Origin of the sequence: Aliiroseovarius sp. YM-037 (assembly GCF_048060095.1) — a bacterium.
Classification (GTDB): domain Bacteria; phylum Pseudomonadota; class Alphaproteobacteria; order Rhodobacterales; family Rhodobacteraceae; genus JBLUOA01.
Map to the genome: position 1 here is coordinate 712,947 of NZ_JBLUOA010000001.1, position 13,725 is coordinate 726,671.

Below are 13,725 nucleotides of genomic sequence, written 5' to 3' on the forward strand. Positions count from 1 at the left end.
CTGTTTGATCCAGAACAAGGCGGGGAATGGGGCCGAACTGCTATGCGTTGGGGCGCAAAGACAGGAGGCACTATGTTCAAGAATATCATGATCCCCGTAGACCTCGCCCATGCAGACACGCTCGACAAAGCGATGGAAGTGGCCGGGCGGCTTGCAAAAGAGCACGGCGCGAAGCTGCATCTGGTCAGCGTGACCGGAGAGTTGCCGAGCAAACTGGGGCATAGTTCCGAGGAACTGGGCGCCCGTCTGCAAAGCCACGCGCGGCATATGGCAGAGGATTACAACATCAAGACCGAAAGCCACGCAATTGCCTCGACCGATCCAGCGGCTGAGGTGGATGGCGCGTTGCTGAAAGCGGTGAAGGATACCGGCTGCGATCTGGTCGTTATGGGATCGCACCAGCCGGGTTGGATGGAGTATATCTTTAGCTCTCACGCCGGGCATATGGCGCAGCACGCGAAGGTGTCTGTGTTCGTCGTCCGGTAGTTGCCGAAGCGTCAGATGAGGCGATGAAGCGGAACCAGACGCCGCCCAACGGGTTATGCTGGGGTATAAGAGACGTGTTTTAGAAAGGCTACGCTCATGAACCGCATCATCTACCTTGTCGGGCTTGTCGTCATCGTTCTGGCGATTCTGTCATTTATCGGGTTCGGCTAGGGCCAACAGGTTACGGCGCGCCTGATTAGGCCGATGACGGCTTGTCGGGGCTGAGTTCGGTATCCAGAAACCGCTCAAATGCGTCGAGGTTCACCGCCTCAAACTGACCGAAGCTTTGCATCCAGACGGAGGCATCGCGCATCGCGTCGGGTTCAAGCTTGCACCATTTCACACGCCCGCGCTTTTCCTGAGAAATCAGGCCCGCGCGGGTCAGAATCGTTAGGTGCTTTGAGATCGCGGCGAGCGACATGTCGAACGGTTCGGCCACATCGGTGACGGCCATGTCGTCTTCCAACAACATCGACAGGATGGCGCGGCGCGTGGGATCGGCCAGCGCGGCAAAGGTCGTGTCGAGTTGTGTCGGGTCTGTCATTGCCGCGCGACGATAGCAGCGCCGCGCGGCAATAAAAAGCGTTCAGAGCATCGGGTGACGCGGCGGTTCGGTTTTCGCCGGATCGGAGCGGGTCGGATAGGCGCTATCCTCAAGCCCGATATCGCGGGCCATGTGGTGCGTCAGGTGGAACGGTGGGCGCTGGAAATTCGGCGCAATCCGGCGCAGGGTTTTGATGAACTGCCGGATGCGGTCGGCAGCAGGGGAGCGGTCGCGCAAACGCGCGGTTTCAAGCGGCATATAGGTCATTTCGGGACACCTGTGTTTGTGTTTCTGTCTTTAATTTAAGGCGTCTGGCGGGGGTTCACAAAAGCCTTTGCTTGACATGACCTGTGCGAAAAAGTCACAAGTTATGCATGGCCAGAACCTTGCCCCCGTTAAATGCCCTACGCGCCTTTGAGGCCGCCGGTCGGCATGGCAGCTTCACCGGCGCGGCGGATGAACTGAACGTCAGCCATTCCGCGATCAGCCGTCATGTGCGGGGCTTGGAAAAACGGCTGGGGGTGCAGCTGTTTCGCACCCAATCGCGCGGCGTTGAGCTGACCGAGGACGGCGCGCGCTATCTTGGGGCGCTGACGCCTGCGTTTGACGACATCGCCGCGGCGACCGAGGTGTTTCAGGCGGAAACCGAGGGCAAGGTCACGATCAACAGCGACCCGATGTTGGCGGAACGCTGGCTGATCCCCCGGATTGGTGCGTTTCAGGATGCGCATCCGAAGATCGATTTGCGACTGGTGACAAGCGATAGGCTCGCCAATCTGGAACAGCATGAGGCGGACATGGCCGTCCGGTTCTTCTTGCAGGGCGTCTGGGGCGATCGGACGGAGCTTTTGAGCAGTTCGCCGGTCTACCCCTACGCTTCGCCCAAGCTGTGGCGGGAGGGGCTGGGCGTGCGTGACCTTTTGCCGATGAATCTGCTGGTGGATCGGGAGGGCGATCCGTGGGCGCGTTGGTTCCGCAAGGCGGGGTTGGCGGAGCATGAGATCCCCAAGGTGCGCCGTCAGTGGGACGCGGTGCTGTCGCTGGCCGCGGCGATTGCCGGGCGGGGTGTGATGCTGACCAACCCCGAGATCGTAGAGCAGGAGGTCGCGGACGGGCGGCTGGTGCGTTGCGTCGATATGGGGCTGTCGGCGGGGACATACGGGCTGGTGTTCAGCGAAGGCGCGCGGCGCCGCAAGGCAGTGCGCCTGTTCGCGGACTGGCTGCTGGATCAGGCGGCGGAGTTGCGGGGGCCGGTAGGGCGGGGCGAGGACATTCAACCGAAGAGTTGAATTTGCTTTCCAGGCGTTCCGGGAGGTTTCGGAAAGCGTGCGCGATAGGAATATTGTTATGTTTCAATGGTTTGCGGCAGGAAATGGCGCATTGACTCTGCCGCCCGGTATTTCTAGGTTCGCGCCAACCAAGTTTGGGACCGTTTCATGGCTGATGCAGAAGATCCCGACCGGCTGAAAAAGCTGGACGACAAGATCGGAGCGCTGCGCAAATCGCAGAAGCCGGGCCCGAGGGGAGACGAACATTATTCGATGGCCAACATGGCCTGGCGGATGGTGATAGAGCTTGTGGCCGGTCTGGGGATCGGCTTTGGCATCGGATACGGGCTGGATTGGCTGTTTGGCACATCCCCCTTCTTGATGGTGCTGTTCATACTTCTGGGGTTCCTCGCGGGCATCAAGACGATGATGCGGACAGCGGGCGAAATTCAGGCGGATCAGGCGGCGAAAGCCGCGCAGGACGAGAGGGACTAGACGTGGCGGCAGAAGAAGCAGGCGGCGGCATTGAAATCCACCCGATGGACCAGTTCATCGTAAAGCCCTTGTTCGGGGACGGGCCGATTGGCCTTTTCACTCCGACCAATGTGACGCTGTGGATGGCGCTGGCGGTCATCGCGACCATTCTGTTGCTGGTCATGGGCACCCGTCGTCGCGCAATCGTGCCGAACCGCACCCAGTCAATTGCCGAGATGGCTTATGGCTTTGTCTACAAGATGGTCGAAGATGTCGCGGGCAAGGACGGACTGAAGTTTTTCCCCTACATCATGACGCTGTTTATCTTCGTTGTTTTCGCCAACTTCCTCGGCCTGCTGCCGATGAGCTTTGCGACAACATCGCATATCGCCGTCACTGCGGTGCTGGCCGGGCTGGTCTTCGTGACGGTCACCGTCGTCGGCTTCGTCAAGAACGGCACGAAATTCCTTGGCCTGTTCTGGGTGTCGTCCGCGCCGCTGGTGCTGCGCCCGGTCCTCGCCATCATCGAGCTGATTTCGTATTTCGTGCGGCCGGTCAGCCATTCGATCCGGCTTGGCGGCAACATCATGGCCGGTCACGCGGTCATCAAGGTTTTCGCGGGCTTCGCGGGGGCGCTCGGGCTGTTTTCGTTCATCCCGATCCTCGCGATCACCGCGGTTTACGCCCTGGAGGTGCTGGTCGCATTCATCCAGGCCTACGTGTTCACCATCCTGACCTGCGTCTATCTGAAAGACGCGCTGCATCCGTCGCACTGACGGGGCATAGGGTCGGTTCAAATCATTCGCCAATTCCAACGTAAGGAGAAATCGAGATGGAAGGCAATATCGCTCAAATGGGTCAATTCATCGGTGCAGGTCTGGCCGCTATCGGGTCCGGCGCAGCCGCTATCGGTGTGGGCCACGTGGCTGGCAACTTCCTGTCGGGTGCGCTTCGCAACCCGTCGGCTGCCGGTGCACAGACGGCGACCCTCTTCATCGGTATCGCATTTGCAGAAGCGCTCGGGATCTTCTCGTTCCTCGTCGCTCTGCTGCTGATGTTCGCCGTCTAAGTCTGACGAACCATCCTTACGGTCGGGTGGGTCGCGTAGCGACCCACCCGGTGTAACAGAGGTTCCGAGGAGGACGCGATGGCAGAGAACGCCGCAACAGAAGCCGCCAACGGCGCGGCTGGTCATTCAACCGAAGCTGCCGGTATGCCGCAGCTGGAGTTTTCGACCTTCCCCAACCAGATTTTCTGGCTGCTGGTCACGCTTGTCGTGATCTATTTCGTCCTGTCGCGCGTTGCGCTGCCGCGGATTGCCGCGGTTCTGGCCGAGCGTCAGGGGACCATCACAAACGACCTCGCCCAAGCGGAAGAGCTGAAGCTGAAAGCGGTTGAAGCCGAAGAGGCTTACAACAAGGCGCTGGCCGATGCCCGTGCCGAAGCTGGCCGCATCGTGGCCGAGGCGAAGGACGATATTCAGGCCGACCTCGACAAGGCGATTGCAAAGGCAGACGCCGAAATTGCGGCCAAATCCGCAGAGTCTGAAAAGGCGATCTCGGAAATCCGGGCGACCGCGATGGAAAACGTCAAGGCCGTCGCCAAGGACACCGCGAAAGAGATCGTGACCGCGCTCGGTGCGTCTGCCGATGCGAAGACGATCACCAGCGCTGTCACAGCACGGCTGAAAGGGTAGACCGATGAAAAGACTTGCATTGCTCCTCGCCCTGACGGCAAGCCCCGCGTTTGCAGCGTCCGGCCCGTTCTTTTCGCTCGGCAACACGGATTTCGTGGTTCTGATCGCGTTCCTGCTGTTCCTTGCGGTTCTGGTCTACTTCAAGGTGCCCGGCAAAGTCGGGGAGATGCTCGACAAACGTGCGGACGGCATCAGTTCCGAACTGGAAGAAGCCCGCGCGCTGCGGGAAGAGGCGCAGACGATCCTTGCCTCTTACGAGCGCAAGCAGGAAGAAGTGAAGGAACAGGCTGAGCGTATCGTCGAACACGCGAAAGCCGAGGCTGAAAACGCAGCCGCGCAAGCGAAGGAAGACCTGAAATCCTCCATCGCGCGACGCCTTCAAGCCGCCGAAGACCAGATCGCATCCGCCGAAGCCGCCGCCGTCAAGGAAGTGCGCGACCGTGCGGTGTCCGTCGCGGTTGCCGCGGCTGGCGACGTGATCGCGAAAAACATGACGGCGGCGGACAGCAACCAGTTGATCGACGCTGCGATCAAGGACGTTGAGGCAAAGCTGCACTAGCTAAGGCGCACGCGTCCAAGTGATTGATGAACCCGGCCCGATGCGGTCGGGTTTTTCTTTTGGGTAGGCAAGCCGGGACGCGTTCCGCGTCGAGTCGACGGGTCGCGTCCGATGGACGCTCCGATATGGATATTTAGGGAAAATGGTGGGCGGGGCGTTCGGCCTCACCGCTTTCTAAAAATATCCCCGCGCGGAGCGCATTTATCTTTCTTTTTCGTGGGCGAGGCGCTGGCGGGCGATTTCTTCGTGCTGTTCGGTCTTTTTCAGATCGGTGAGGCATTGTTCGACATAGGACAGGTGTGCCTCAACCGCCTTTCGTGCGGCGACCGGATTGCGGGATTGCAGCGCCGTGTTGATCGCGCGGTGTTGGTCGAGCAGCGTGTCGCGGGTGGCGCGTTGTTTGAACATCATCTGGCGATTATAGAACACGCCCTCGCGCAGCAGGTCGAACATGGACCGCATCATGTGCAGCATGACGACGTTGTGTCCGGCCTCGATGATCGACAGGTGGAATTCGGCATCAAGCTGCGCTTCGTCCGCCGGATTGCGCTTGGTGTGTGCGGCTTCCATTTTTTGCAGGATTGTGTCGACGACCTTGAGGTCGGTGTCAGAACCGAGCCTCGCGGCGCGTTCGGCAGCAAGACCTTCCATGTCTCGTCGGAAGTCGATGTAGTCGAACACTGCTTCGTCGTGATCCGCGAAGAGTTTGACGAGCGCGGGCGAGAAGGCGGAGCCGAGCACGTTGGCCACATAGATCCCGGCCCCCGCCTTGCTGGTCAGAAGGCCGCGATCTTGCAGGTCCGCGACCGCTTCGCGCAGGCTGGGGCGCGATACGCCGAGACGTTCCGATAGCTCCCGCTCCGCCGGGAGACGTTCGCCGGGGCGCAGGATGCCGCGCAGGATCAAAAGTTCGATCTGGCGCACGACGGCACCGGAGAGTTTTTCGGACTGGATCTTTTCAAAGGGCATGGCGCGTCCTGCGTGAATTGGTCAAATGATATGACCAAGATCAGCGGTTCACAACAAAAAAGGCCGGGCGCTGTGGCCCGGCCAATCTGTACGGTCTGGACGCGATCTTAGGCGTTCGGCCGGATCACGATTTCTACGCGGCGGTTTTGCGCGCGGCCCTCGGCGGTGAGGTTCGAGGCCACCGGTTCGTTTTCACCACGACCGTAAGCGCGGACGCGGCCGCTGGAGACACCGTTTGCCAGCAGAACCTGGGCAACGGCGTTTGCGCGTTGCGTCGACAGGTTCTGGTTGTAGCTGGCGGAGCCGGTGTTGTCGGTGTGGCCGATCACGTCGACTGTAGTGTCCGGGTAGCTGCGCAGGTTGTTCGCAAGCGCGCCGAGGTCACGCTGCAAGTCGCCGCGGACAGAGGCGCTGTCGGTGGCGAACAGGATGTCCTGCGGCATGGTTACGATCAGCTCGTTCCCGGTGTTGACGATCTGCACATCATCGTTGCCGATGTCACGGCGCAAATCTGCGGCTTGTTTGTCAAGCTGGTTGCCGATAATGGCACCAGCGCCAGCGCCGATGGCTGCGCCAACGGCAGCGTTGCGCAGACGGTCGCTGCCGCTTTCGCGGGTGCCGCCAAGCAGGGCCCCTGCGGCCGCGCCGATCAGCGCCCCGTCGCGGGTGCGGTTCTGCGGGCCGGTTTGGTAGCCCGGGTCGGTACAACCCGCGAGCGCCAGTGCGCCGGTGGTCGTCAGAAGAAGAAGTTTCGCTCGAATCATATTATCCTCACTTGATCTCGCGTCATTTACGATGGCTGTGACATAGAACATTTGCCGCTGTTATCGAATAACATGCGGGATGGGCAAATGTTCCTTGGCGGTTAACCGCCTGTTTTTCAGCCTGCTTTGCCTTCTGCACGGGCGCTTTCCCAGGCGAGCAACGCGCGTTTTACCGGCAGTCCCCAGTGGTAGCCGCCGAGTGCGCCGGACTTGCGCAGGGCGCGGTGACAGGGGATCAGCCAACTGACCGGGTTACGACCAACGGCGGTTCCGACGGCGCGGACGGCGCGGGGGGCGCCAACGGCGCGGGCGAGTTCGGAATAGGTCGTGACATGGCCGGAGGGGATTTGCAGCAACGCCTCCCACACCTTGATTTGCAGCGGTGCGCCGATCATCACGACCTGGGTTTGGGTGCCGCCGATTGCGCCGTCGATCCAGCGTTGCAGCATTTGCGGGCCTTCGACGAAGGTGGCGTTTGGCCAACGGCTGCACAGGTCTTCCATCGCTGCGTCGCGCCCGCATTCCGACGTGAAGGCAAGGCCGCACAACCCCTTTTCGGTTCCCATCGCGAGGGTTTCGCCGAAGGGGGTGTCGAACCAGCCCCAGTTGATCGTGAGGCCCTCGCCTTTTGCCGCGTAGACTCCGGGGCTCATCGCTTCCCACTTTATGAACAGGTCGTGCAGGCGGCCGCCGCCTGAAAGGCCCGTCGAATGGGCCGTGTCGAGCACACTGAACCGGTTGCGGAGCAGGGATTTCGCGTGGCCGAGAGTCAGGTATTGCTGATACCGCTTGGGCGACACGCCGACCCAACGGCTGAAGGTGCGCTGAAAATGCGCGGGGCTCATCGACATGCGCTCCGCGAGGTCGTCGAGCGACAGGGGGCCTTCGGCGGCGTCGATTTCATCGAGCGCGCGGCGGATCAGGGCGTAGTGATATGTTTCATCGGTTTGCATGGCGGTCTCCGAGGGCTGTCATGGAAAGATAGGCGAGCGGAGGGGGGTGTGCGACCCGAAAGCTGCGCATCTGGTTTGGGCGTCGGTGCGAGTATTTATGGCAAGATGAAACAGGTGTTAGCGTCAAATTGCTGGACGATGGCGCGGTTCGCGGTGCATATCGGTCGGCATGGCAAAGCAACTTGATTATCACAAGATACATGAAATCTTCAGCCGTTTCCGCGAGGCGGAGCCGGAGCCGAAGGGGGAGCTTGAGCACGTCAACGTCTATACTCTGGTCGTGGCAGTTGCGCTGTCGGCGCAGGCGACGGATGCCGGGGTGAACAAGGCGACGCGGGCGTTGTTTCAGGTGGCCGATACGCCGGAAAAGATGCTGGCGCTGGGCGAAGAGGGGCTGCTTGAGCATATCAAGACGATCGGGCTGTTTCGCCAGAAGGCGAAGAACGTCATGAAGCTGAGCCGGATTTTGGTCGATGACTATGGCGGAGAGGTTCCGTCATCCCGCGCGGCGCTGGTGTCACTGCCGGGGGTCGGGCGCAAGACGGCGAATGTGGTTCTGAACATGTGGTTCAAGCAACCGACGCAAGCGGTCGATACGCATATCTTTCGGGTCGGGAACCGCACTGGCATTGCGCCGGGCAAAGATGTGGATGCGGTTGAGCGCGCCATTGAGGACAACATTCCGGCGGAATTTCAGCAGCACGCGCATCACTGGTTGATCCTGCACGGGCGCTATGTTTGTAAGGCCCGCAAACCGGCCTGCGGAAATTGCCTGATCCGCGATCTCTGCCCTTATGAGGACAAGACGATATGACGAAGCGCTACAAGGTTGTCGGGATCGGCAACGCGATTGTCGATGTGCTGACGCAATCCGACGACAGCTTTCTGGAGCATATGGGCATCCAGAAGGGCATCATGCAGCTTGTGGAGCGAGAGCGGGCCGAAACGCTATATGGTGCCATGGAAGGCCGTGCGCAGGTGCCGGGTGGGTCGGTCGCGAACACGCTGGCGGGGCTTGGCACGCTGGGGCTGAAGACGGCGTTCATCGGGCGGGTGCATGACGATGCGCTGGGGCGGTTTTATGCAAAGTCGATGGATGAGGACGGGACCGATTTCGTGAACCCGCCGGTTGCGGGGGGCGAGCTTCCGACATCTCGTTCGATGATCTTCGTGTCCCCGGATGGGGAGCGGTCGATGAACACATACCTCGGTATCTCCGCAGAGCTGGGGCCGGATGACGTTTCGGACGATGTGGCGGCTGAGGGGGAGATCCTGTTCCTTGAGGGGTATCTTTACGACAAACCCAAAGGGAAAGAGGCATTCACCGCCGCCGCGCGCGCCTGTCGGGCCGCCGGGGGCGTCGCGGGGATCGCGTTGTCCGATCCGTTCTGCGTTGATCGGCACCGCGATGATTTCCGCACGCTGGTCGCCGGCGAGATGGATTATGTCATCGGCAATCAGGAAGAGTGGATGTCGCTTTACCAGACCGAAACGCTGGAAGACGCGCTGGACCACGCCCATGCGGATTGCAACACGGTGGTTTGCACGCGGTCAGGCGACCCTGTCGTTCTGATCCGGAGTGAGGAGCGGGTCGAGGTGCCGGTGACGAAGGTGACTCCGGTCGATGCGACGGGCGCGGGCGATCAGTTTGCCGCCGGGTTCCTGTATGGGCTGGCGACGGGGCAGGCGCTTGAAACATGCGGGCGCATGGGCTGTATCGCGGCGTCAGAGGTTATTCGCCACATGGGCGCGCGGCCCAAGGCGGATATCAAGCAGTTGTTTCAGAATGACGGCTTGATCTAAGCGCCGGCTAGTTCCCAAGCTTTGCGTGGATTTCGTCAAGGTCGATTTCCCCGGTCGGCATTTTGTTCGATGGATCGTGGAAGTCGTATTTGAACAGGTTGAAATCGCGCTTGTAGATTTCATAGACGAGGTGCCGTGACAGGTCGTCGAAATAGTCTTCGACCGGGTGGGCGCGTTTGGGGCCGTGGCCTTCGGATTCATTGAAACGCGGGATGCTCGTCAGGTCGATTGCGTTCGGCGTTTCAATCGCGTCAAGCACGGATTGCATACCGTCGTTGAACTTCTCAGTGTAGAAAATGTTGTCGTAGCGGCCACCATTGGCGATGAAGGTCGCGACGTGGCCCGACATGGCGGACCAGTGAATATCCGGGTCCATCGGGCGGCGGAACCGGATTGTGTCGCGCGCGAAGAGCAGGAAGCGGCGGAAGGATTTGATCTGGTCAAACTCAAAGCCGGTTTCGGGGTCGCCAACCTCAATCCCATATTTCTGGACGAGAAGCGGCACAAGGTTGCCGCGATAGCGTTTGCCGTTGCGCTGAATGCCGCAAATCTTGTCGAAAAACGAACTGAGGATGCGGGTATAAGGATTGCGCACGCAGGTGAACGAATAGGATTTGTGGGCTTTCACATTCTGTTCGATGATCGGTTGGCTGTGTTCCAGCGCCCATTTGTGCAGACCCTTCTGGGCGTCGTGAATGTCGCCGTCAAAAAACTCCCCATGGTCGGAGTAATACATGACCTGACCGATCGTCGAACACGCGCATTTGGGGACGACGCGATACACTACGCTTTCGCTTTGCGTCATCCAGGTGCCGGGAAACCCCATCGTAAACTCGCCTCCGCACTGTCCCAAACCTGCAAATCTGTTGTTGCCGGGCAATGTCTTTCAAAAAAGCAAACAAACCCTGTTTATTCAATCACTCTTCACGTTATCTATGTAGCAGTTCGCTGGCTACCGGAAGTTTTGGTCCCTAATGGCAAAAATTGCATTCATTCTGCTGTGCCACAAAGACCCCGACGCGATCATCAAACAGGCGGAGAGTTTGACGGCCGCTGGCGACTGCATGGCGATCCATTTTGATGCCAACGCCAACCCCAAGGATTACGCGCGTATTCAGGCGGCACTTGGCGACAATCCCAACGTGGTTTTTGCGAAAAAACGTGTGAAATGCGGCTGGGGGGAATGGTCGCTGGTCGAGGCGACCTTGCGCGCGGTTGAAGCAGCGGTCGAGGGGTTTCCCCGCGCGACGCATTTCTACATGCTGTCGGGCGATTGCATGGCGATCAAATCGGCGGAATACGCCCACGATCTGCTGGATGCCGACGATGTCGATTACATCGAATGCTTCGATTTCTTCAAAAGCAACTGGATCAAGACCGGGATGAAGGGCGACCGGCTGATCTATCGTCACTTCTTCAACGAACGGAAGCATAAGGCGCTGTTTTATGGCGCCTATAATCTACAAAAGAAACTCGGTTGGGAGCGCCCGATCCCGGATGACATTCAGGTCATGATCGGCAGTCAATGGTGGTGTCTGCGCCGGCGCACGATTGAATGGGTGCTGGAGTTCACGAAATCCCGCCCCGATGTCATGCGGTTTTTCCGCACGACGTGGATACCGGACGAGACGTTCTTTCAAACCGCCGTGCGCCACCTCGTGCCCGAGGAGGAGATTCGCACCCGCACGCTGACGTTCCTGATGTTCTCGGACTACGGGATGCCGGTCACGTTCTACAACGATCACTACGACCTGCTGCTAAGCCAGGATTTCCTGTTTGCCCGCAAGATCAGCCCCGAGGCGCACGAGTTGAAGGCGCGGCTGGGCGCGCTTTATGCACAGGAGGGCGTGACGTTCGAAATCTCGAACGAGGGGCGCAGTCTCTACAAGTTCCTGACCGGGCGGGGGCGCTATGGTCGCCGGTTCGCACCGCGGTTCTGGGAAACCGAAAGCTCGCTGGGCCGGGAACGCGAATTGCTGGTCGTTGCCTGCAAGAAATGGCACGTCGCCAAGCGGCTGGTCGAAAAGGTGCGGCAAGTGACCAATCTGCCCTCCATCGACTATCTGTTTGATGAGGAGGACACGCCGCTGCCCGACCTTGGCGGCATCCAGACGACGCTGGGCAAACGCACACGGCACCGGCGTGCCCTGATGCGGATGCTGTTTGACTATTACGACACGAACCGCCTGCTGATCTGCCTTGACCCCAGTAATATCGACCTGATGCACGATTTCTACGCGGACCGAAGCACGACCCGGCTGCTTGAGATTGAATGCGACTTCACCGACGATTACCTGATTGGCCACGCAAAGCGGGTCGGGCTGGCAGCGGAACGCACGCCTGATGAAACGATCAACCGACTTTTGCCGACAATCCGCTATGACGTGCTGTTTGAGAGTGAGCGATTGCGTGACGCGAATTTCCCGGATTACCATCGCATCCGGGAATGGGCGTCGGTCGATGAAAACGCTGCTCCGCTGGCGAAGTTTCTGGACCTGCCGCCCGACAAAGCCCGCGACGTTGCCGCGACGGATCATCTATTCGCTGACTAAGGAAGACAGACATGGCCTATACCTACGACGATCAGAACATCTTTGCGAAAATCCTGCGCGGAGAGATTCCGAACGACACGGTTATGGAAACCGACCACACGCTCGCGTTTCGGGACATTGCGCCGCAAGCACCAGAGCATGTGCTGGTGATCCCAAAGGGCGCCTATGTCAGCTATGACCATTTCGCAAGCGAGGCGAGCGATGCCGAGATCGCGGATTACACCCGCACCATTGGTGCGATCTGCAAGCAGTTGGGCGTCGATCTGGGTGGCGACGGCATGGGTTACCGCCTGATTTCAAACGCGGGCACTGCGGGCGTTCAGGATGTGCCGCATCTACATGTCCATATCCTGTCGGGACGTCCGCTTGGGCCAATGCTGATGCGGGCGTAGCGTTAGGCGCTGCGGGATGAGGTGAGGGCGAGGAATGCGTCCTCAAGGTCCGGTTCCTCGGTGCGGATGTCCCGAATGCCAAGGCCCGCGGCGCTTGCGGCCTGAAGTACGGTATCTGCTGTCATCTCTGACGTGCGATAGCTGAAGGCAAGCATTCCCCCGGCGCGAGGCTCCATCGTGACACCATCCGGCAGGCTAACCTTGGCCTTCGGGTTTTCCGGCGTAATCAGCAGGGTTTTCTGATCCATCCGGCCAACGAGGGCAGAGGTCTTATCCTGCACCACGACTTCGCCATGGTTGATGATGGCGATTTCGTCGCACATCTCCTCCGCCTCTTCCAGATAATGCGTTGTCAGGATGATAGTCATGCCCTGATCGTTCAGTTTGCGCACGTTCTGCCACAGCATCTGGCGCAGTTCGATATCGACGCCTGCGGTCGGTTCATCCAGCACCAGAACTTGCGGATGATGCACCAAAGCCTTGCCCAGCAACAACCGGCGTCGCATCCCGCCGGACAGGTTGCGGGCATAGGCTTCGGCCTGATCGGTCAAGCCGACGAGGGCGAGGATTTCGTCGCTTTTGCGCTGGGATTTCGGCACGCCATAGAGGCCCGCCTGCACTTCAAGCGCGGCGCGAGGCGAAAAGAACGGGTCCATGTTCAGTTCCTGCGGCATCACCCCGATGGCAGCGCGGGATTGGCGGGGATTCACGTCTTGGTCAAAGCCCCAGATCCGCACCGCGCCCGAGGTTTTCAGCACCAACCCGGCAAGGATGTTGATCAGCGTCGATTTACCTGCACCATTCGGCCCCAGCAACCCGAAGATCGACCCCTCCGGAATCGCCAGATCGACCCCCTTCAGCGCCTGTTTCGGCGGCTGGTTGCCGCTGGCGGCGTAGGTTTTCACCAAGCCTTCGATCTCGATCGCATTTGCGGTCATTCAGGTGCCCCTTCCGGCTTGCCCGTGCTGCGCGGGCTGCTATCATGCCCCCGATTTACGACGCGCGACTGCGCAGGACAACCAGATCGGACGCCCCATGACACCAGACGCCCCCGAAACCGAGATTGTCGATACCTACCGTGTGGCCTGTGACGGCAGCGGCGAAGCGCTGGGGCATCCCCGCGTCTGGTTGATGATCCCGCTGGACAAGGGCTGGGTCGAATGTGGCTATTGCGACAAACGGTTCGTTCACAAGGACCACGCGGACGCCGCAACATAAGCGCTGCGCAATGCGCCCCGGCGCGATCGGGCGCAGGCGCGCCTGAT

Annotated in this window: 19 protein-coding genes; 12 read left to right on the plus strand and 7 right to left on the minus strand. The window is 60.1% G+C overall.

The features are described 5' to 3' along the window. The first annotated feature begins 72 nt into the window (after positions 1–72). Entirely contained in the window at positions 73–486 is a 414-nt protein-coding gene (locus ACEWPJ_RS03420) for a universal stress protein (RefSeq protein WP_416510899.1), read from the plus strand. Between the two features lie 196 nt (positions 487–682). On the opposite strand, the gene ACEWPJ_RS03425 is transcribed toward ACEWPJ_RS03420, so the two are convergent. Both ACEWPJ_RS03425 and ACEWPJ_RS03430 read right to left on the minus strand, forming a co-directional pair. Next, the gene (locus tag ACEWPJ_RS03425) at positions 683–1,030 is read right to left on the minus strand and encodes an ArsR/SmtB family transcription factor (RefSeq protein ID WP_416510901.1); all 348 of its coding nucleotides are present in this window, start codon (positions 1,028–1,030) and stop codon (positions 683–685) included. A gap of 42 nt (positions 1,031–1,072) precedes the next feature. Beyond that, complete coding sequence (locus ACEWPJ_RS03430; protein WP_416510903.1) at positions 1,073–1,297, minus strand: hypothetical protein; 225 nt, start codon at positions 1,295–1,297, stop codon at positions 1,073–1,075. Positions 1,298–1,404: 107 nt separating this feature from the next. Here ACEWPJ_RS03430 and ACEWPJ_RS03435 point away from each other — a divergent pair, with 107 nt between their 5' ends. The 6 genes from ACEWPJ_RS03435 (at position 1,405) to ACEWPJ_RS03460 (ending at position 5,027) form a co-directional block, all read left to right on the plus strand. Continuing rightward, positions 1,405–2,319, plus strand: coding sequence for a LysR substrate-binding domain-containing protein (locus ACEWPJ_RS03435; RefSeq protein ID WP_416510904.1), 915 nt, complete (start codon positions 1,405–1,407; stop codon positions 2,317–2,319). A gap of 147 nt (positions 2,320–2,466) precedes the next feature. Next, positions 2,467–2,793: an AtpZ/AtpI family protein gene (locus ACEWPJ_RS03440; RefSeq protein ID WP_416510906.1), complete on the plus strand. Its 327-nt coding sequence runs from the start codon at positions 2,467–2,469 to the stop codon at positions 2,791–2,793. Positions 2,794–2,837: 44 nt separating this feature from the next. Beyond that, positions 2,838–3,548, plus strand: coding sequence for a F0F1 ATP synthase subunit A (locus ACEWPJ_RS03445; protein WP_416512996.1), 711 nt, complete (start codon positions 2,838–2,840; stop codon positions 3,546–3,548). Positions 3,549–3,604: 56 nt separating this feature from the next. Further along, on the plus strand, positions 3,605–3,841 hold the full coding sequence (locus ACEWPJ_RS03450) for a F0F1 ATP synthase subunit C (RefSeq protein WP_416510908.1): 237 nt from the start codon (positions 3,605–3,607) through the stop codon (positions 3,839–3,841). A 78-nt stretch (positions 3,842–3,919) separates the two neighbouring features. After that, positions 3,920–4,468, plus strand: a complete 549-nt coding sequence (locus tag ACEWPJ_RS03455) for a F0F1 ATP synthase subunit B' (RefSeq protein ID WP_416510909.1) — start codon at positions 3,920–3,922, stop codon at positions 4,466–4,468. Positions 4,469–4,472: 4 nt separating this feature from the next. After that, on the plus strand, positions 4,473–5,027 hold the full coding sequence (locus ACEWPJ_RS03460) for a F0F1 ATP synthase subunit B (protein ID WP_416510910.1): 555 nt from the start codon (positions 4,473–4,475) through the stop codon (positions 5,025–5,027). Between the two features lie 201 nt (positions 5,028–5,228). On the opposite strand, the gene ACEWPJ_RS03465 is transcribed toward ACEWPJ_RS03460, so the two are convergent. The 3 genes from ACEWPJ_RS03465 to ACEWPJ_RS03475 form a co-directional block, all read right to left on the minus strand. Continuing rightward, positions 5,229–5,996: a FadR/GntR family transcriptional regulator gene (locus tag ACEWPJ_RS03465; RefSeq protein ID WP_416510911.1), complete on the minus strand. Its 768-nt coding sequence runs from the start codon at positions 5,994–5,996 to the stop codon at positions 5,229–5,231. 107 nt (positions 5,997–6,103) lie between these two features. Further along, positions 6,104–6,760, minus strand: coding sequence for an OmpA family protein (locus tag ACEWPJ_RS03470; protein ID WP_416510913.1), 657 nt, complete (start codon positions 6,758–6,760; stop codon positions 6,104–6,106). 116 nt (positions 6,761–6,876) lie between these two features. Continuing rightward, the gene (locus ACEWPJ_RS03475) at positions 6,877–7,713 is read right to left on the minus strand and encodes a methylated-DNA--[protein]-cysteine S-methyltransferase (protein WP_416510915.1); all 837 of its coding nucleotides are present in this window, start codon (positions 7,711–7,713) and stop codon (positions 6,877–6,879) included. A gap of 169 nt (positions 7,714–7,882) precedes the next feature. Here ACEWPJ_RS03475 and nth point away from each other — a divergent pair, with 169 nt between their 5' ends. Next, complete coding sequence (gene nth, locus ACEWPJ_RS03480; RefSeq protein ID WP_416510916.1) at positions 7,883–8,527, plus strand: endonuclease III; 645 nt, start codon at positions 7,883–7,885, stop codon at positions 8,525–8,527. Beyond that, complete coding sequence (locus ACEWPJ_RS03485; RefSeq protein ID WP_416510918.1) at positions 8,524–9,516, plus strand: adenosine kinase; 993 nt, start codon at positions 8,524–8,526, stop codon at positions 9,514–9,516. The genes nth and ACEWPJ_RS03485 overlap by 4 nt, the downstream gene beginning before the upstream one ends. A gap of 7 nt (positions 9,517–9,523) precedes the next feature. On the opposite strand, the gene ACEWPJ_RS03490 is transcribed toward ACEWPJ_RS03485, so the two are convergent. Further along, complete coding sequence (locus ACEWPJ_RS03490) at positions 9,524–10,342, minus strand: sulfotransferase family protein (RefSeq protein WP_416510919.1); 819 nt, start codon at positions 10,340–10,342, stop codon at positions 9,524–9,526. Between the two features lie 148 nt (positions 10,343–10,490). On the opposite strand from ACEWPJ_RS03490, the gene ACEWPJ_RS03495 reads away from it, so the two are divergent. Together ACEWPJ_RS03495 and ACEWPJ_RS03500 are read left to right on the plus strand one after the other, a co-directional pair. Next, on the plus strand, positions 10,491–12,068 hold the full coding sequence (locus ACEWPJ_RS03495; RefSeq protein WP_416510921.1) for a DUF5928 domain-containing protein: 1,578 nt from the start codon (positions 10,491–10,493) through the stop codon (positions 12,066–12,068). An 11-nt stretch (positions 12,069–12,079) separates the two neighbouring features. Further along, positions 12,080–12,460, plus strand: a complete 381-nt coding sequence (locus tag ACEWPJ_RS03500; protein WP_416510922.1) for an HIT domain-containing protein — start codon at positions 12,080–12,082, stop codon at positions 12,458–12,460. A gap of 2 nt (positions 12,461–12,462) precedes the next feature. On the opposite strand, the gene ACEWPJ_RS03505 is transcribed toward ACEWPJ_RS03500, so the two are convergent. Next, on the minus strand, positions 12,463–13,398 hold the full coding sequence (locus ACEWPJ_RS03505) for an ABC transporter ATP-binding protein (RefSeq protein ID WP_416510923.1): 936 nt from the start codon (positions 13,396–13,398) through the stop codon (positions 12,463–12,465). A gap of 97 nt (positions 13,399–13,495) precedes the next feature. Between ACEWPJ_RS03505 and ACEWPJ_RS03510 the strand changes: the two genes are divergently transcribed. Continuing rightward, complete coding sequence (locus ACEWPJ_RS03510) at positions 13,496–13,678, plus strand: zinc-finger domain-containing protein (protein ID WP_416510924.1); 183 nt, start codon at positions 13,496–13,498, stop codon at positions 13,676–13,678. Positions 13,679–13,725 lie beyond the last annotated feature (47 nt).